Source organism: Pseudomonas sp. KB-10, assembly GCF_018221585.1.
Lineage (GTDB): Bacteria > Pseudomonadota > Gammaproteobacteria > Pseudomonadales > Pseudomonadaceae > Aquipseudomonas > Aquipseudomonas yangonensis.
The window spans coordinates 55,338-72,712 of the sequence record NZ_QYYB01000008.1; the positions used below are offsets into that span (position 1 = coordinate 55,338).

The window sequence follows — 17,375 nt, forward strand, 5'->3', positions numbered from 1 at the left end:
TTCTGATGGAATTCGCGTTCTACTTCGCCGCCGGTGTGGCGGTGGCATCGACGGTTGGGGTGGTCACCAACACCAACCCGGTGCATGCCCTGCTCTATCTCATCGTCTCGCTCTTGGCGGTGTCGATGGTGTTCTTCGCCCTCGGCGCGCCCTTTGCCGGCGCGCTGGAAATCATCGTCTACGCCGGCGCCATCATGGTGCTGTTCGTCTTCGTGGTGATGATGCTCAACCTCGGCCCGGCTGCCGCCGAGCAGGAGCGCAAGTGGCTGACGCCCGGCATCTGGGTCGGCCCGGCGATTCTCAGCGCTTTGCTGCTGGGCCAGTTGCTTTATGTGCTGCTGAACCACGTCAGCGACGCCCATATCGGCCACACCACGGTCGAGGCCAAGGCTGTCGGCATCAGCCTGTTCGGCCCCTACCTGCTGGCGGTGGAGCTGGCTTCCATGCTGCTGCTCGCCGCACTGGTCGCTGCCTACCACCTGGGCCGCCATGACGCCAAGGAGCCCACCCTATGACCGGCATCCCACTCGAACACGGCCTGGCCCTGGCCGGCGTGCTGTTCTGCATCGGCCTGGTCGGCCTGATGGTGCGGCGCAACATCCTGTTCATCCTGATGAGCCTGGAAGTGATGATGAACGCCGCTGCGCTGGCCTTCGTCGTCGCCGGCGCCCGTTGGGGCGCGGCTGACGGCCAGGTGATGTTCATTCTGGTGATCACCCTGGCAGCCGCCGAGGCCAGCATCGGCCTGGCGATCCTGTTGCAGCTGTATCGCCGCTTCAACACTCTGGATATCGACGCTGCCAGCGAGATGCGCGGATGAACCTTCTAGCCCTGACTCTATTCTTCCCGCTGCTCGGCTGGCTGCTGCTGGCCTTCTCGCGCGGGCGCTTCTCGGAAAACACCAGCGCAGTGATCGGTGTCGGCTCCATTGGCCTGGCGGCGGCCAGCGCAGCCTGGGTCATCGCCGCCTTTCTCGGCAATCCGCCGCCCGGCGGCGCCTACAGCCTGACCCTGTGGCAATGGATGAGCGTCGAAGGCCTGGCGCCGAGCTTCACCCTGCATCTGGACGGCCTGTCGGTGACCATGCTCGGCGTGGTCACCGGCGTGGGTTTTCTGATCCACCTGTTCGCCAGCTGGTACATGCGCGGCGAGGAAGGCTATTCGCGCTTCTTCGCCTACACCAACCTGTTCATCTTCAGCATGTTGCTGCTGGTGCTCGGCGACAACCTGCTGGTGCTGTTCTTCGGCTGGGAAGGCGTGGGCCTGTGCTCGTACCTCCTGATCGGCTTCTACTACAAGCACGTGCCCAACGGTAACGCGGCGCTCAAGGCCTTCATCGTCACCCGCGTCGGCGACGTGTTCCTGATGATCGGCATGTTCCTGCTGTTCATCAACCTCGGCACACTGAACATCCAGAAGCTGATGGTGCTGGCGCCGCAGCAGTACGCGGCCGGCGACGCCTGGCTGTGGCTGGCCACCCTGATGCTACTGGGCGGTGCGGTGGGCAAGTCCGCCCAGTTGCCGCTGCAGACCTGGCTGGCCGACGCCATGGCCGGCCCGACCCCGGTGTCGGCGCTAATCCACGCGGCGACCATGGTCACCGCCGGCGTCTACCTGATCGCCCGTACCCACGGCCTGTTCCTGCTGACCCCGGAGATTCTCGAACTGGTCGGCATCGTCGGCGGCGTGACCCTGGTGCTGGCCGGCTTCGCGGCGCTGGTGCAGACCGACATCAAGCGCATCCTCGCCTATTCGACCATGAGCCAGATCGGCTACATGTTCCTGGCCCTGGGTGTCGGCGCCTGGGATGCGGCGATCTTCCACCTGATGACCCACGCCTTCTTCAAGGCCCTGCTGTTCCTCGCCTCCGGTGCGGTGATCCACGCCTGCCACCACGAGCAGAACATCTTCAGAATGGGCGGGCTGTGGAAGAAGCTGCCACTGGCCTACGCCAGCTTCGTCGTCGGCGGCGCTGCCTTGGCCGCCCTGCCGCTGCTGACCGCCGGCTTCTACTCCAAGGACGAGATCCTCTGGGAAGCCTTCGCCAGCGGTCACAGCGAGCTGCTCTACGCGGGTCTGGTTGGCGCCTTCCTGACCTCGATCTACACCTTCCGCCTGATCTTCATCGCCTTCCACGGCGAGCAGAAGACCGAGGCACACGCCGGCCATGGCATTGCCCACAACCTGCCGCTACTGGTGCTGATCGTGCTGTCGACCTTCATCGGCGCCTGGATCACCCCGCCACTGGCCGGCGTACTACCGGAGAGCGCCGGCCATGCCGGTGGCGAGGCCAAGCACAGCCTGGAACTGCTGTCGGGGCTGATCGCGGTGAGCGGCATCGTCATCGCCGCCCTGCTCTTCCTCGGCCAGCGACGCGTTGCCAGCACCGTGGCGCAGAGCGCGCCGGGTCGTTTGCTGAGCGCGCTGTGGTTCGCCGCCTGGGGTTTCGACTGGCTCTACGACAAGCTGTTCGTGCGCCCCTACCTTGCGCTCTGCCACCTGCTGCGCCGCGACCCCATCGACCGCAGCATCGGCCTGATTCCGCTGCTTGCGCGCGGTGGCAACGCCGCACTGGTGCGCAGCGAAACCGGCCAGGTGCGCTGGTACGCCGCTTCGATCGCCGGGGGCGCCGTGCTGGTGCTCGCCGCCATCCTCTTTCTTGGTGGGGTCTATTGATGTTTCGCACACGGCCGCGCCGGAGCCCGTTTTTGCGCGGGGCAAGGCACGAGGAGAGAAGTTTGGTCGCTCCAAATGAACGACGAGTAACGCAGCAGCGCGCAAAAACGGGCCCGGCCCTTCGGGTTGCGCGCCAAATAGCGCCACGCTGCGTTGCAGGACTTGGCAAGGGAACACCATTACCGGCGTCCTACGCCTTGCCTGGCGCTATTTCGCGCAGCAACGCGGCTCGTGTCGAAACGTCAATAGACCCCAAGGAAAACAGCCTGTCATGATTCTGCCCTGGCTAATCCTGATTCCCTTCATCGGCGGCCTGCTGTGCTGGCAAGGCGAGCGCTTTGGCCACGTCCTGCCGCGCTGGATCGCCCTGCTCACCATGGGCCTGCTGTTCGGCCTGAGCCTGTGGCTGTGGGTCAGCGGTGATTTCACCCTGGCGCCGGCCCCGGACGGCGGCCCGCGCTGGGCCCACGAGTTCGTCATCGACTGGATCCCGCGCATGGGGATCACCATCCACCTGGCGATGGACGGCCTGTCCGTGCTGATGGTGGTGCTTACCGGCCTGCTCGGTGTGCTCTCGGTGCTGTGCTCGTGGAACGAGATCCAGAACCGCGTCGGCTTCTTTCACCTCAACCTGATGTGGATTCTCGGTGGCGTGGTCGGCGTGTTCCTCGCCGTCGATCTGTTCCTGTTCTTCTTCTTCTGGGAAATGATGCTGGTGCCGATGTATTTCCTCATCGCGCTCTGGGGGCACAGCGGCAGCGACGGACGCACGCGCATCACCGCCGCCACCAAGTTCTTCATCTTCACCCAGGCCAGCGGTCTGATCATGCTGCTGGCGATCCTGGCCCTGGTGTTCGTGCACTTCAACCAGACCGGCGTGCTCAGCTTCAACTACGCGGACCTGCTGAAGACCGAGCTGGCGCCGGGCACCGAATACCTGCTGATGCTCGGTTTCTTCGTCGCCTTCGCGGTGAAGTTCCCGGTGGTGCCGGTGCACTCCTGGCTGCCGGACGCCCACGCCCAGGCGCCCACCGCCGGCTCGGTGGACCTGGCCGGTATCCTGCTGAAGACCGCCGCCTACGGCCTGCTGCGCTTCGCCCTGCCGCTGTTCCCCAATGCCTCGGCGGAGTTCGCGCCCATCGCCCAGTGGCTCGGCGTGTTCGCCATCGTCTACGGCGCGCTGTTGTCCTTCGCGCAGACCGATATCAAGCGCCTGGTGGCCTATTCCAGCGTGTCGCACATGGGCTTCGTGCTGATCGCCATCTATTCGGGCAGCCAGATCGCCCTGCAGGGCGCGGTGGTGCAGATGGTCGCCCACGGCCTGTCCGCCGCCGCGCTGTTCATCCTCTGCGGCCAGCTCTACGAGCGCCTGCACACCCGTGACCTGCGTCAAATGGGCGGGATCTGGGCGCGCATGCCCTGGTTGCCGGCCATCAGCCTGTTCTTCGCCGCTGCCGCGCTGGGCCTGCCGGGCACCGGCAACTTCGTCGGTGAATTCCTCATCCTGATCGGCAGCTTCCCCGGCGCGCCCTGGGTCGTGGTGATCGCGGCCAGCGGCCTGGTGCTCGGCTCGGTGTACGCCTTGGCGATGATCCACCGCGCCTACTTCGGCCCGGTGCAGCAGGAAGCGCCGTTGCCCGGGCTGAAAGCCCGCGAATTGGCCATGGTGCTCGGGCTTGGCGTGCTGCTGATTCTGCTTGGCGTTTACCCGCAACCGGTGCTCGACACTTCCGCTGCCAGCATGCATGGCGTGCAACAGTGGATGGCTGGCGCCCTCGATCAACTCGCCTCGGGCCGGTAAGGGTAAGGATTAGAGACTCATGGAACATCACGCTGTCGAATTCACCCTGCAACACCTGATCGCCCTGCTGCCGCTGCTGGTGACCAGCCTCACCGCTGTCGTGGTGATGCTGGCGATCGCCGCCAAGCGTAATCACACGGTGACCTTCATCCTCTCGGTCGCGGGCCTGAACCTCGCGCTGCTGTCGCTCATTCCAACGCTGGACGTGGCACCACTGGAAGTCACCCCGCTGCTGCTGATCGACAACTTCGCCTGCTACTACATGGCGCTGGTGCTGGCCGCCAGCCTGGCCTGCATCACGCTCATCCATGCCTACCTGGGAGGTGAGTCGGGCAAGGGTTACCCACGCAACCGCGAGGAGCTCTACCTGCTGGTGCTGCTGTCGGCTGCCGGCGGTCTGGTCTTGGTCAGCGCGCAGCATCTGGCCGGCCTGTTCATCGGCCTGGAACTGCTGTCGGTGCCCACTTACGGGATGATCGCCTACGCCTTCTTCAACAAGCGCTCGCTGGAAGCCGGCATCAAGTACATGGTGCTGTCGGCCGCTGGCAGCGCCTTCCTGCTGTTCGGCATGGCGCTGCTGTACGCCGAGTCGGGCAACCTGGCCTTCGCCGATATCGGCGCCAGCCTGATGCGCGAAAGCAGCCAACTGGTGCAGATCGGCATCGGCATGATGCTGATCGGCCTGGCCTTCAAGCTGTCGCTGGTGCCCTTCCACCTGTGGACACCGGACGTCTACGAAGGCGCTCCGGCGCCGGTGGCGGCCTTCCTGGCTACCGCCAGCAAGGTGGCGGTATTCGCCGTGCTGCTGCGCCTGTACCAGATATCTCCGGCCATGACCGGCGGCTGGCTGAGCGACCTGCTGACCCTGATCGCCATCGCGTCGATCCTGTTCGGCAACCTGCTGGCCCTGCTGCAGAACAACCTCAAGCGCCTGCTGGGTTACTCCTCCATCGCCCACTTCGGCTACCTGCTGGTGGCGCTGATCGCCAGCAAGGGCCTGGCGGTCGAAGCAGTGGGCGTGTACCTGGCCACCTACGTGCTGACCAGCCTCGGCGCCTTCGGCGTGATCACCCTGATGTCCACGCCCTACAGCGGCCGCGATGCCGATGCGCTGTACGAGTACCGTGGCCTGTTCTGGCGCCGTCCGTACCTGACCGCGGTGCTCACGGTGATGATGCTGTCGCTGGCCGGCATTCCCCTCACCGCAGGCTTCATCGGCAAGTTCTACGTGATCGCCGCCGGTGTCGAGGCGCAACTCTGGTGGCTGCTCGGAGCCATGGTGCTGGGTAGCGCCATCGGCGTGTTCTATTACCTGCGGGTGATGGTCACCCTGTTCATGCGCGAACCCAACATGCATCGCCACGACGCCCCCTTCGACTGGGGTCAGCGCGCCGGCGGCATCATGCTGCTGGTGGTCGCCCTGCTCGCCTTCATCATCGGCGTGTACCCACAGCCGTTGCTGGAGCTGGTGCAACACGCCGGACTGGTTGCCCTGGCGTACTGAACGAAAAGCCCCGCAGATGCGGGGTTTTTCGTTTAAGGATCGCGGCTAAAGCCCCTCCCACCGGTTGCCACAAACCTGTGGGAGGGGCTTTAGCCGCGACAGCTTGCTGCGCTAGCGCCGAGCAACCAGGAACAGCCGTGGAAACGGCAACAGTACCCGACCATCAGCTTGCGCCGGATAGGCCTCGGCTACCGCCGCTTGGTAACGCGCCAGGAATGCCAGCTGCTGCTCAGCCTCCAGCGGCTGCAGGAACGGCAGCAGCGCAGTCGACTTGAACCACTCCACCACCGCTGCCGCATCGTCCAGCACATGGAAATAGGTGGTGCGCCAGATGTCCAGCGCGCTGGCATGCGCGCCGAGGATGTCGTAATAGGTCTGCGCACTGTGCCGCTCGGCATGACGCACCTGACCGATACGTGCAGCCCAGGGCCCATCGGCCGCCACTTCACGGGCCAGACGATGCGCCGGCTCCTGCAGGTTATCCGGCGTCTGGATCGCCAACCAGCCACCGGGCGACAACTGCGCGAGCAAGCGCGGATAGAGCTGCGCGTGATCGGGCAACCATTGCAGCGAGGCGTTGGCCAGGATCAGCTGCGGCGCGCGTTCGGCCTGCCAGTGCCGGATATCCGCCAACCGGAAGCTGACCTGTGGCAGGCGCTCACGCGCAGCAAGCAACATGTCTTCGCTGCTGTCGATACCGGTCACTTGCGCCTGTGGCGCATGCGCCTGCAATACGGCAGTCGAATTTCCGGGGCCGCAACCCAGATCGACGGCCAGCTCGATACCGTCGCGAGGCACCGCCGCCAGCAAGTCATGCACCGGACGGGTACGCTGGCGTTCGAAGCGGGAATACTGCTGCGCAGACCAACTCATTGGGCACTCCTGGGTTCAGATGATCGGCACAGAATAACAGGCGACTACGAGCAGCCAGCACGCCGGCAATTTTCCGCCGTCCAAGAATTGGCACATGGCGGTTATCCGCCACCCACTGTGCGCCAGATCACATGCTTTTTAACGACCCAAGCAGGCTGGCGGAAAATCGCCACAATGGCATAACCCTTGCCATGCAAGACCCAGCTCGGAGCTGTCCGGGGTGCTGCCTATCCCCAACAGAACAGCGGAGCGACCAACACGAGGCGCCTGCCAAGGCACCGCAACCGACAAGAAGAAAAGGAAGCAGTATGTTCAATCCAGTCCGCGCCCTGGCCGCCTGCGCCCTGGCGTTAGCCTCTTTCGGTGCCGCCACGGCACTGGCCGATGAACCTATCCTGATCAAGTTCTCCCACGTAGTCGCCGATGGTACCCCCAAGGGTCAGGGGGCGCTGATGTTCAAGCAACTGGTGGAGGAGCGTCTGGGCGGCAAGGTGAAGGTCGAGGTGTATCCGAACTCCAGCCTCTACGGCGACGCCAACGAGCTGGAAGCGCTGCGCAACAACGAGGTACAGCTGCTGGCGCCTTCGCTGGCCAAGTTCGAGCAATACACCAAGCAATTGCAGGTGTTCGACCTGCCCTTCCTGTTCGATGACATCGAGGCGGTCAACCGCTTTCAGAAGCGCTCCAAGGGCCGCCAGCTGCTGCGCTCGATGGAGGATCACAATATCGTCGGCCTGGCCTATTGGCACAACGGCATGAAGCAGCTGTCGGCTACCCGTGCCCTGCATACCCCCGGCGATGCCAACGGCCTGAGTTTCCGCATCCAGCCGTCGGCGGTGCTGGAGGCGCAATTCGCCCAGGTTGGCGCCAGCACTCAGAAACTGCCGTTCGCGGAGGTTTTCAAGGCGCTGCAGAGTGGCCAGGTGCAGGGCGCGGAAAACCCCTGGTCGAACATCTACAGCCAGAAACTGCATGAAGTGCAGCCCTTCATCAGCGAAACCAACCATGGCGTGCTGGACTACATGCTGGTGAGCAACTCACGCTTCTGGTACGGCATTCCGCATCAGATGCGCGTGGAGCTGGAAGCCATCATCGATGAAGTCACCTACGCAGTGAACAAGCAGGCCGAAGCCGCCAACCAGGCCGACCGCCAGCGCATCATCGATTCGGGCCGCAGCCAGTTGATCACCCTCAGCAGCGAAGAGCGCGAAGCCTGGCGTGACGCCATGCGCCCGGTGTGGCAACAATTCGAATCGGTGATCGGCAGCGACGTGGTCAAGGCAGCACAAACCGTCAATCGCAAGCAGCGCAATTGACCGGAAGCCGGCATGGCGGAAAACCGCCACGCCGACTGTTTCACTCTGTCGCCTGCTGCGGCTCTGGCTGGAGCAATTGCTCCACCTGCCAGCCCCCGCCTAGCGCAGCGATCAACTGGACGCTGGCAGTCAGACGGCTGCCCAGCAAGGTAAGATTGCTGCGCTCATTATTCAGTGCGGTCGCTTGTACGTTGACCACACTGTTGAAATCGACGGTACCGGCGCGGTACTGGTTCTCGATCAGGCGTAACGATTCGCGCGCCGCGTCCAGCGCTTCCTGCTGCACGTCACTTTCCTGCTCCAGCACGCGCAACTGCACCAGGTAGTCCTCCACTTCACGGAAGCTGTCCAGCACCGCCTGGCGGTATTGCGCCACCGTCTGGTCGTAGGCGGCTTCGCTGCGTTCCAGCTCCGCACGCCGTGCGCCACCATCGAACAGGGTCAAGGCCAGTTGCGGGCCCAGCGACCAGAAACGATTCGGTACTTCGATCCAGTCGGCGAAGCTGCTGCCGCGGTAACCACCGCTGGCCGAGATCGTCAGATCGGGGAACCAGGCTGCCTCGGCGACACCGATCTGCGCGTTGGCCGCCATCACCCGGCGCTCGGCGGCAGCAACGTCAGGGCGGCGTTCGAGCAACTGCGAAGGCAGCGCCACCGGCACCTCGGGCAGCGCCGGCAGGCTCTCGCGCGGCGCGATGGACAGTTCGGCCGGGCTCACGCCCACCAGCACGGCAATGGCATGTTCGAGCTGCGCGCGCTGCCACTGCAGGTCGATGGCCTGGGCCTGGGTGCTCTTGAGCTGCGTGGTGGCCTGGGACACATCGGACCTGGGCACGATGCCGGCGCGGTACTGGTTCTCGGTCAGGCGCAGCGAGCGTGCATAAGCGTCGACCGTAGCATCCAGCAGCCGCCTCTGCTCATCGAGAATGCGCAGTTGCAGGTAGTTCTGCACCAGTTCGCTCTGCAGGCTCAGGCGCACCGCAGCCAGGTCGGCGGCGCTGGCCTGGAACTCGGCGCGACTGGCCTCCAGGCCGCGGCGCAGCTTGCCCCAGATATCCAGCTCCCAGGCCGCATTCAGGCTCAGATCGTAGCTCTTGGATATTCGCGAGGCCCCCGAACCGCTGACGGTAACGCCATCGGCGGTACGGATGGTACTGTCACCGCCGCCCTGCCCGGACCGGGTCACCCCGGCGCTGCCGGACAGCGTCGGGTAGAAGCTGGCCCGTGCACTGCGCACCAGCGCGCGTGCCTGGCGGTACTGGGCCTCGGCAGCGGCCAGGTTCTGATTGGAAACCTGCAGACGCTCGACCAGCGCATCGAGCTCGGCATCGCCATACAGCGACCACCAGTTGCCGCGCTCGAGGGCATCTGCCGGTGCGGCACTCTTCCAGCCCTCGACCTGCTTGAACTGCGCAGGCGCAACCAGCTGGGGGCGCTGATAGTCAGGCCCCAGGGCGCAGCCGCCCAGTGCGCCAACCAGCAGCAGGGAGACGAGTGTTCGGGCGAAGGGAGCTCGGGTCATAACGGATTTTCCAATGAAGCATCGGTACGTACGCCGCGCCAGCGGTTGACGCGATGGCGCAGGCGGTCGAAGTAGAGATAGACCACAGGCGTGGTGTAGAGCGTCAGCATCTGGCTCAGTACCAGGCCGCCGACGATGGTGATACCCAGCGGCTGGCGCATCTCCGACCCCTCGGCGCTGCCCAGCACCAGCGGCAAGGCGCCAAGAATCGCGGCCAGGGTGGTCATCATGATGGGGCGGAAACGCAGCAGGCAGGCCTGACGGATGGATTCCTGCGGGCTCAGGCGCTCGCCGCGCTCCAGTTGCAGGGCGAGATCGACCATAAGAATGGCGTTCTTCTTGACGATGCCGATCAGCAGGAACAGGCCAAGCAGCGAGATCAGACTGAACTCCATGCCCACCAGCTGCAAAGCGAGCAAGGCACCAACCCCGGCAGACGGCAAGGTCGAAAGAATGGTCAGCGGGTGCACGTAGCTTTCGTAGAGCACACCCAATACCAGGTACACCACCACCAGCGCCAGCAGGATCATCAGCGGCTGGTTGTCCTGAGCGGTGCGGAAGGCTGCGCCGGTGCCACCCAGCGTACCCTGCACCTCGGTCGGCAGGTTGAGCTGGGCGATGGCCACGTCGATGGCGCGGGTCGCCTGATCCAGGCTGACGCCCTCGGCCAGGGAGAAACCGATGTTCTCCACCGCGAACTGGCCCTGGTGGCTGATCCGATCGTTCTCCAGGCTGCGCTCCCAGCGGGCAAAGGCCGACAGCGGTACACGCGCGCCATCGTCGGTGATCAGCTGGATCTGATCCAGCGCCTCAGGGTGCTGGGCGTACTTGGGATTGATTTCCATCACCACCCTGTACTGATTCAGGGCCTGATAGATGGTCGACACCTGACGCTGGCTGAAGGCGTTGTTCAGCACCGCCGTGATCATGTCCATGTCCACGCCCAGGCGGCGCGCCGTCTCGCGATCCACCACCAGGCGAATCTGCTGCGCGCCCTCGGTTTCCCGCGCATCGATACCGGTCAGCTCGGGCAGCGCGCGCAACGCCTCGCGTACCCTCGGCAACCAGGTACGCAGCGCGTCGAGGTCATCGGACAGCAGCATGTATTCGTTTTCCGAACTACGGCCCTGGCGCCCGCCCATCTGCAGGTCCTGATCCGGCATGAGGAACATGCGTCCACCGGGCACCTTGGGCACCGTGTTGCGCAAACGGTTGATCACGTCCTGCGCCGAGTCGCTACGCTGGGCGATGGGCTTCAGACGTACGATCATGAAGGCGTTGTTGATGCCTCCGCTGCCACCGATGAAACCGGCCACACTCTCCACCGCCGGATCGGCCAGCACCGCGTTGCGGAAGATCTCCATCTTCGGCTGCATGACCTGGAACGACAGACCATCGTCACCGCGGATGAAGCCGATCAACTGGCCGGTATCCTGCTGCGGCATGAAGGTTTTCGGCACGCTGACGAACAGGTAGACGTTCAGCGCGATGGTGGCGAGGAAGCTCAACAGCATCAGCAACGAATGACGCAGCGCCCAATCCAGGCTGCGCGCGTAGAAGGCCAGCACCCGCACCTGCACGCGGTCGCCCCACTGCTGCAGGCGGCTGCGCGACTGTTCTTCCTCGGCCTTGAGCCAGCGCGCGCAGAGCATCGGCGTCAGGGTCAGCGACACCAGCAGGGAAATCACCACTGCCACCGCCAGGGTCAGCGAGAACTCCCGGAACAGACGCTCGACGATGCCCCCCATGAACAGGATGGAGATGAACACCGCGACCAGCGACAGGTTCATCGACAGCAGGGTGAAACCCACTTCACGCGTGCCTTTGAGCGCCGCCTCCAGCGGATTCTCGCCATTGCGGATGTGCCGGGCGATGTTCTCCAGCACCACGATGGCGTCGTCCACCACCAGCCCGGTGGCGATGATCAGCGCCATCAGCGACAGGTTGTTCAGCGAGAAACCCAGCAGGTACATGGCGGCGAAACTACCGATCAGCGACACCGGCACCGCCAGCGCCGGAATCAGCGCCGCCCGCCAGCGGCCGAGGAAGGCCAGCACCACCAGGATGACCAGGCCCACGGCGATCAGCAGGGTCTGCTCGGCCTCGTGCAGGGTGGCGCGGATCACCGGCGAACGATCCATGGCCACTTCCAGCTTGACGCTGGCCGGCATCACCTCGCGCAAGGCCGGCAGCTCGGCGCGAATATCGCTGATGGTCTGCAGAATGTTCGCCCCGCTCTGCCGGTTGATCACCAGCAGCACCGCTTCCTGGTCGTTGTAGAAGCCGCTGTTGTAGCGATCTTCGACGCCATCGGTGACGGTCGCCACATCGCCCAGACGCACCGCCGCGCCATTCTGGTAGCGAATGATCATCGGCATGTAATCGGCGGCCCTGGCCAACTGATCGCTGGCCTGCACCTGCCAGCGGCGCTGCGGGTCTTCCACCGCGCCTTTGGGTTTCAAGGCATTACTGGCAGCGATGGCCTGGCGCACTTCGTCCAGGGCGATGCCGTACTGGTCGAGCAAGCGCGGCTCCAGCGCCACCCGCACAGCAGGCAGCGAGCTGCCGCCCACCTGCACCTCGCCAACGCCGGTGACCTGCGACAGTTTCTGCGCCAGGATGGTCGAGGCAACGTCGTACAGCTGGCCCTTGTTCAGGGTATCGCTGGTCAAGGAGATGACCATGATCGGGGCTTGCGAAGGGTTGATCTTGCGGTAGCTGGGCATGGTGCGCATACCGCTGGGCAGCAGCTCGCGCGCCGCATTGATCGCCGCCTGCACTTCACGGGCCGCGGTGTTGATGTCCTTGTCGAGATCGAACTCGACCATGATCCGCGTGCTGCCCTGGCTGCTGCTGCTGTTCATCTGGTTGACACCGGCGATGCTGCCCAGCGAGCGCTCCAGCGGCGTGGCCACCGTAGAGGCCATGATCTGCGGGCTGGCGCCAGGCAGGTTGGCCTGCACGGTGATCACCGGAAAGTCCATGTTCGGCAATGGCGATACCGGCAGCAGGCCGAAGCTGACGCCGCCGAGCAACATGATCGCCAGGCTCAGCAGCAGCGTGGCCACCGGGCGGCGGATAAAGGGCGCGGAGAGGTTCATGAACGATTGGTCCCGCCAAGGCTCCGCCAATCTTGTACGGGCGGATTCAGCCGCGAATCCTCTGCACCGGCCCGTTCGCGGCCAAGGCCGCTCCTACGGGCCGGAGTCATACCGCCACCCCCGCGGCACTGCGACCACTAAAGCGCCGCGACAGGCGATCGAAGTACAGGTAGATCACCGGTGTGGTGAACAGCGTCAGCACCTGGCTGACCAGCAGGCCGCCGACCATCACCAGCCCCAGCGGCTGACGCAGCTCGGCACCCGAGCCCGAGGCGAGCATCAACGGGATGGCGCCGAACAATGCCGCCAGGGTGGTCATCAGGATTGGCCGGAAGCGCAGCAGCGCCGCCTGGTAGATCGCCGCCTCCGGTGCCATGCCCTGGTTGCGCTCGGCCTCCAGGGCGAAGTCGATCATCATGATCGCGTTCTTCTTGACGATACCGATCAGCAGGATGATGCCGATGATGGCGATCAACCCCAGATCATTCCCCGTCAGCAGCAACGCGAGCAAGGCACCGACGCCCGCCGAAGGCAGCGTGGAGAGGATGGTGATCGGGTGGATGTAACTCTCGTAGAGCACGCCGAGCACGATATACATGGTGACGATGGCGGCCAGGATCAGCAGCAACGTGGAGCTCAGCGAGGCGCGGAACGCCTCGGCAGCGCCCTGGAACTGGGTGTTGATGGACAACGGCAAGCCGATTTCCTGCTCGACCCGCTCAATGACCTCGACCGCCTCGCCCAACGACACGCCCGGTGCCAGGTTGAACGACAGGGTCACTGCCGGGAACTGGCCGATATGGTTGACCAGCAGGCTGGCCGGACGCTCCTCGATGTGCGCCAGGGATGACAGCGGCACCTGCTGGCCGTCCCCGGTGGCCACATGGATCTGGCGCAGCGCGGCCAGCCCGATGCGCCCGCCATCGCGGCTTTCCAGCACCACGCGGTACTGGCTGGCCTGGGTGTAGATGGTGCTGATCTGGCGCTGGCCAAAGGCGTCATATAGCGCATCGTCGATGTTGCCGACATTGATGCCAAGGCGCGCTGCAGCGTCGCGGTCGATATCCAGGTACACCTGCAGGCCACGGTTCTGCAGGTCGCTGGCCACATCGGTCAGCTCCGGTTGCTCACGCAGCGCTTCGACCAGGCGCGGCGTCCAGGTTTCCAGCAACTGACTGTCAGGCGACTCCAGAGTGAACTGGAACTGGGTGCGGCTGATGCGATCCTCGATGGTCAGGTCCTGCACCGGCTGCATGTACAGTTCGATACCGGGAATCTTCGCCAGCTCCGGGCGCAGGCGATCGATCACCTCGCTGGCGGTCACGTCGCGCTCGGCGTGAGTCTTCAGATTGATCAGCAGGCGGCCGCTGTTGAGCGTCGGGTTGTCGCCATCCACGCCAATCGACGAGGACAGGCTGGCCACCGCCGGATCACGCAGGATCACATCGGCCAGGCGCTGCTGACGTTCGCTCATGGCGGCGAAGGAAATCGACTGTGGCGCCTCGGAAATACCCTGGATCACGCCGGTGTCCTGCACCGGAAAGAAACCCTTGGGCACCGCCAGGTACAACAACACGGTCAGGCCCAGCGTGGCTACGGCGACCAGCAGCGTCAGCGGCTGATGCCTGAGCACCCATTGCAGAGCGACACCGTAGCGCTCGATCATGGCATCGATGAAGCCGCCGGCAGCTTTGTAGAACCGCCCTTCGCTCTCGGGTTTTTCCGCCTTGAGCAGGCGCGCGCACATCATCGGCGTCAGGGTCAGCGACACCACCAGGGAAATCAGGATGGCCACCGCCAGGGTGATGGCGAACTCGCGGAACAAGCGGCCGACTACATCGGCCATGAACAGCAGCGGAATCAGTACCGCGATCAGCGACAGGGTCAGCGAGACCAGGGTGAAGCCAATCTGCCGCGCCCCCTTGAGTGCGGCGTTGAGCGGCGTCTCGCCCTCTTCCAGATGACGGGCAATGTTCTCCAGCATGACGATCGCGTCGTCGACCACGAAGCCGGTGGCAATGGTCAGCGCCATCAGCGTCAGGTTGTTGATGGTGAAGCCGGCCAGGTACATCACGCCAAAGGTGCCGATCAGCGACAGCGGCACGACGATCGACGGGATGATGGTCGCCGACAGTTTGCGCAGGAACAGGAAGGTCACCATCACCACCAGAGCGATGGCCAGCAGCAGCTCGTGCTGTACATCGCGCACGGCAGCACGAATGGTCTGCGTACGGTCGGTGAGCACCTTGACCTCGACGCTGGCCGGCAGGCCTTCGGTCAGGTGCGGCAGCAGAGTCTGGATACGGTCGACCACATCGATGACGTTGGCACCCGGCTGGCGCTGCACGTTGACCAGCACCGCCTGGTTGCGGTTGGCCCAGGCCGCCAGCCGCTCGTTCTCGGCGCCGTCGATGATCTCGGCGACATCCTTCAGGCGCAGTGCCGCGCCGTTCTGATAGCTCAAGATCAGCTCACGGTATTCATCGACCGATTTCAGCTGGTCGTTGGCATCGAGCTGGGCAACCCGCGTGGGGCCATCGAAATTGCCCTTGGGCTGATTGACGTTGCTGGCGGTGATCAGGTTGCGCACGTCGGCCAGGCTCAGACCATAGGACGCCAGCGCCTCGGGGTTGACGCGGATACGCACGGCAGGACGTTGCCCACCTGCCAGGGTCACCAGGCCGACACCGCTGGTTTGCGCGAGCTTCTGCGCCAGGCGGGTATCGACCAGATCGTTGACCTGCGGCAGCGGCAGCGTCTTCGAGCTCACCGCCAGGGTCAGCACCGGCGTATCGGCCGGATTGACCTTGTTGTACACCGGCGGTGCCGGCAGGTCGCCCGGTAGCAGGTTGCTCGCCGCGTTGATCGCCGCCTGCACTTCCTGCTCGGCCACTGCCAGGGAAACATCCAGATTGAAGCGCAGGGTGATCACCGAGGCGCCACCGGAGCTGGTCGAGGACATCTGCTTGAGCCCGGCCATCTGCCCGAACTGGCGCTCCAGCGGCGCCGTCACCGCACTGGTCATCACATCCGGGCTGGCGCCTGGATAGAGAGTCAGCACGCGGATAGTCGGATAATCCACCTCCGGCAGCGCCGATACCGGTAGCAGCCGGTAGGCGATCAGACCGCTGAGGAAGATCGCCACCATCAACAGCGTGGTGGCGACCGGCCGCAGGATAAAGGGGCGGGAGATATTCATGCGTCGTTCCGCGGTGCGGTCTGGTCGCCCTGCTCACCGGTCTTCTGTGCGGCCTGCGGGTCGACTACCTGCACCTCGCTGCCGTCGCGCAGACGGTCGGTGCCTTCCGTGACCAGCCGCTGGCCAGGTTGCACGCCCTCGTCAACCATGCTGCGCTCGGCATCACTGGCCACGACGGTGACCGGGCGGATGTTCACCTTGTTATCACCGTCGACCACATAGACGAAGGTGCCGCGGGTACCGAACTGCACCGCAGCGGAGGGGATGATGGTGGCCGCCTCATGGGTTTTCACACGCAGGCGCACGTTGACGAACTGATTGGGGAAGAGCATCTGCTCGGCATTATCGAAGCGCGCCTTGAGCTTGACCGTGCCGGTGGTGGTGTCGATCTGGTTATCCAGGCTTTCCAGCACGCCCTCGGCCAGTTTCAGGCGTTCGCCACGATCCCAGGCCTCGACTGCCAGCGTAGCGCCGTCGCGGCGGCGCTGCAGCACGGCAGGCAGATCGCCCTCGGGAATGGTGAACACCACCGAAATCGGATCGGTCTGGGTAATCACCACCAGCGGCGTGGTGTCGCCGCTGCTGACCAGGTTACCGATATCCAGCTGGCGCAGGCCGAGGCGACCGGCGATGGGCGCGCGAATCTGGGTGAAGTCGAGGTTCAGCTTGGCCGTGGCGACGTCCGCCTGATTGCTCTGCAGGCTGCCGCGGTACTGATTGACCAGTGCCTGCTGGGTGTCGAGGGTCTGCTTGGCGATGCTGTCTTCAGCGTAAAGCCCCTTGTAGCGCTGCAGATCCAGCTCGGCGTTCTTCAGTTGCGCCTGATTCTCCTGCAGCGCGCCCTGCGCCTGCTGCAACGCGACCTGATAGGAGCGCGGGTCGATCACCGCGAGCAAATCGCCAGCCTTGACCTGCTGCCCCTCCTCGAACAGCACCTTGACCAGCTCGCCGTCGACCCGCGAGCGGACATTGACCGTGTTGTAGGCGGTCACGGTGCCGAGCGCCTTGAGCTCGATGGCGAACTCGCCCTGCTCGACTTCAGCCACACGAACCGGCACCGGTCCCATGTCACCGAAGCGGCCACGGCCCATCTGTTGGGACTGCGGTTCGCTCGGCCAGAACCACCAGATCAGGACGATGATCAACGCCAGCAGAAGGAGACCGATAAACCACTGACGTTTGGAAGATGGGGTGCTGGGCGTTGTTTTTACTTCGGACATGAGCCAATCGCTTCGTGTAAGGAGCGTGAACGATAAGCACTGCTCAGCACGAAGCAAAGCCTCTTTACCGGCTATTTACCTCCACAGGTGATTCAAGACGAAAAAAAACCCAAGCGAACGCTGACAACGTCTCTACCTCGAGTGTTTCGGGACGACTATGTAG

The 17,375-nt window shown here is 64.4% G+C and carries 11 protein-coding genes; 6 read left to right on the top strand and 5 right to left on the bottom strand.

The window, feature by feature from the left end; all coding sequences use genetic code 11:
• Positions 1–5: 5 nt before the first annotated feature.
• The 5 genes from nuoJ (at position 6) to nuoN (ending at position 5,981) form a co-directional block, all read left to right on the top strand.
• Positions 6–515 (top strand): NADH-quinone oxidoreductase subunit J, encoded by a 510-nt coding sequence (gene nuoJ, locus DXK50_RS20365; RefSeq protein WP_161866767.1) that lies wholly within the window; start codon positions 6–8, stop codon positions 513–515.
• Complete coding sequence (gene nuoK, locus DXK50_RS20370) at positions 512–820, top strand: NADH-quinone oxidoreductase subunit NuoK (RefSeq protein WP_003460477.1); 309 nt, start codon at positions 512–514, stop codon at positions 818–820. The genes nuoJ and nuoK overlap by 4 nt, the downstream gene beginning before the upstream one ends.
• On the top strand, positions 817–2,676 hold the full coding sequence (gene nuoL, locus DXK50_RS20375; RefSeq protein ID WP_212631553.1) for an NADH-quinone oxidoreductase subunit L: 1,860 nt from the start codon (positions 817–819) through the stop codon (positions 2,674–2,676). The genes nuoK and nuoL overlap by 4 nt, the downstream gene beginning before the upstream one ends.
• Positions 2,677–2,947: 271 nt before the next feature.
• A complete protein-coding gene (nuoM, locus tag DXK50_RS20380) occupies positions 2,948–4,477 on the top strand; it encodes an NADH-quinone oxidoreductase subunit M (protein ID WP_212631554.1) in 1,530 nt (509 codons plus the stop codon).
• A 19-nt stretch (positions 4,478–4,496) separates the two neighbouring features.
• Complete coding sequence (gene nuoN, locus DXK50_RS20385) at positions 4,497–5,981, top strand: NADH-quinone oxidoreductase subunit NuoN (RefSeq protein WP_161866764.1); 1,485 nt, start codon at positions 4,497–4,499, stop codon at positions 5,979–5,981.
• Between the two features lie 111 nt (positions 5,982–6,092).
• Here the strand turns inward: nuoN and tam are convergent, their stop codons facing one another.
• Complete coding sequence (tam, locus tag DXK50_RS20390) at positions 6,093–6,854, bottom strand: trans-aconitate 2-methyltransferase (RefSeq protein ID WP_212631555.1); 762 nt, start codon at positions 6,852–6,854, stop codon at positions 6,093–6,095.
• 308 nt (positions 6,855–7,162) lie between these two features.
• Here tam and DXK50_RS20395 point away from each other — a divergent pair, with 308 nt between their 5' ends.
• Positions 7,163–8,170 (top strand): TRAP transporter substrate-binding protein, encoded by a 1,008-nt coding sequence (locus DXK50_RS20395; protein ID WP_161867835.1) that lies wholly within the window; start codon positions 7,163–7,165, stop codon positions 8,168–8,170.
• Positions 8,171–8,210: 40 nt separating this feature from the next.
• Here the strand turns inward: DXK50_RS20395 and DXK50_RS20400 are convergent, their stop codons facing one another.
• The 4 genes from DXK50_RS20400 to DXK50_RS20415 all read right to left on the bottom strand — a co-directional run bounded on the left by DXK50_RS20400 (position 8,211) and on the right by DXK50_RS20415 (position 17,212).
• Positions 8,211–9,692, bottom strand: coding sequence for an efflux transporter outer membrane subunit (locus DXK50_RS20400; protein ID WP_161867834.1), 1,482 nt, complete (start codon positions 9,690–9,692; stop codon positions 8,211–8,213).
• Positions 9,689–12,793, bottom strand: coding sequence for a multidrug efflux RND transporter permease subunit (locus tag DXK50_RS20405; protein WP_161867833.1), 3,105 nt, complete (start codon positions 12,791–12,793; stop codon positions 9,689–9,691). The genes DXK50_RS20400 and DXK50_RS20405 overlap by 4 nt, the downstream gene beginning before the upstream one ends.
• Positions 12,794–12,899: 106 nt before the next feature.
• A complete protein-coding gene (locus tag DXK50_RS20410; RefSeq protein ID WP_212631556.1) occupies positions 12,900–15,992 on the bottom strand; it encodes an MdtB/MuxB family multidrug efflux RND transporter permease subunit in 3,093 nt (1,030 codons plus the stop codon).
• Positions 15,989–17,212 carry an MdtA/MuxA family multidrug efflux RND transporter periplasmic adaptor subunit gene (locus DXK50_RS20415; protein ID WP_161867831.1) on the bottom strand — a complete coding sequence of 408 codons (1,224 nt, stop codon included), beginning with the start codon at positions 17,210–17,212 and terminating at the stop codon, positions 15,989–15,991. Before DXK50_RS20415 ends, DXK50_RS20410 begins: the two co-directional genes overlap by 4 nt.
• Between the last annotated feature and the right edge of the window lie 163 nt (positions 17,213–17,375).

Bases quoted from the DNA above. Each gene is read 5' to 3' on its own strand.
- nuoM (WP_212631554.1), top strand. From the start codon at position 2,948: ATGATTCTGCCCTGGCTAATCCTGATTCCCTTCATCGGCGGCCTGCTG.
- DXK50_RS20415 (WP_161867831.1), bottom strand. From the start codon at position 17,212: ATGTCCGAAGTAAAAACAACGCCCAGCACCCCATCTTCCAAACGTCAG.
- nuoL (WP_212631553.1), top strand. From the start codon at position 817: ATGAACCTTCTAGCCCTGACTCTATTCTTCCCGCTGCTCGGCTGGCTG.
- tam (WP_212631555.1), bottom strand. From the start codon at position 6,854: ATGAGTTGGTCTGCGCAGCAGTATTCCCGCTTCGAACGCCAGCGTACC.
- nuoJ (WP_161866767.1), top strand. From the start codon at position 6: ATGGAATTCGCGTTCTACTTCGCCGCCGGTGTGGCGGTGGCATCGACG.
- DXK50_RS20400 (WP_161867834.1), bottom strand. From the start codon at position 9,692: ATGACCCGAGCTCCCTTCGCCCGAACACTCGTCTCCCTGCTGCTGGTT.
- DXK50_RS20410 (WP_212631556.1), bottom strand. From the start codon at position 15,992: ATGAATATCTCCCGCCCCTTTATCCTGCGGCCGGTCGCCACCACGCTG.
- nuoK (WP_003460477.1), top strand. From the start codon at position 512: ATGACCGGCATCCCACTCGAACACGGCCTGGCCCTGGCCGGCGTGCTG.
- nuoN (WP_161866764.1), top strand. From the start codon at position 4,497: ATGGAACATCACGCTGTCGAATTCACCCTGCAACACCTGATCGCCCTG.
- DXK50_RS20395 (WP_161867835.1), top strand. From the start codon at position 7,163: ATGTTCAATCCAGTCCGCGCCCTGGCCGCCTGCGCCCTGGCGTTAGCC.
- DXK50_RS20405 (WP_161867833.1), bottom strand. From the start codon at position 12,793: ATGAACCTCTCCGCGCCCTTTATCCGCCGCCCGGTGGCCACGCTGCTG.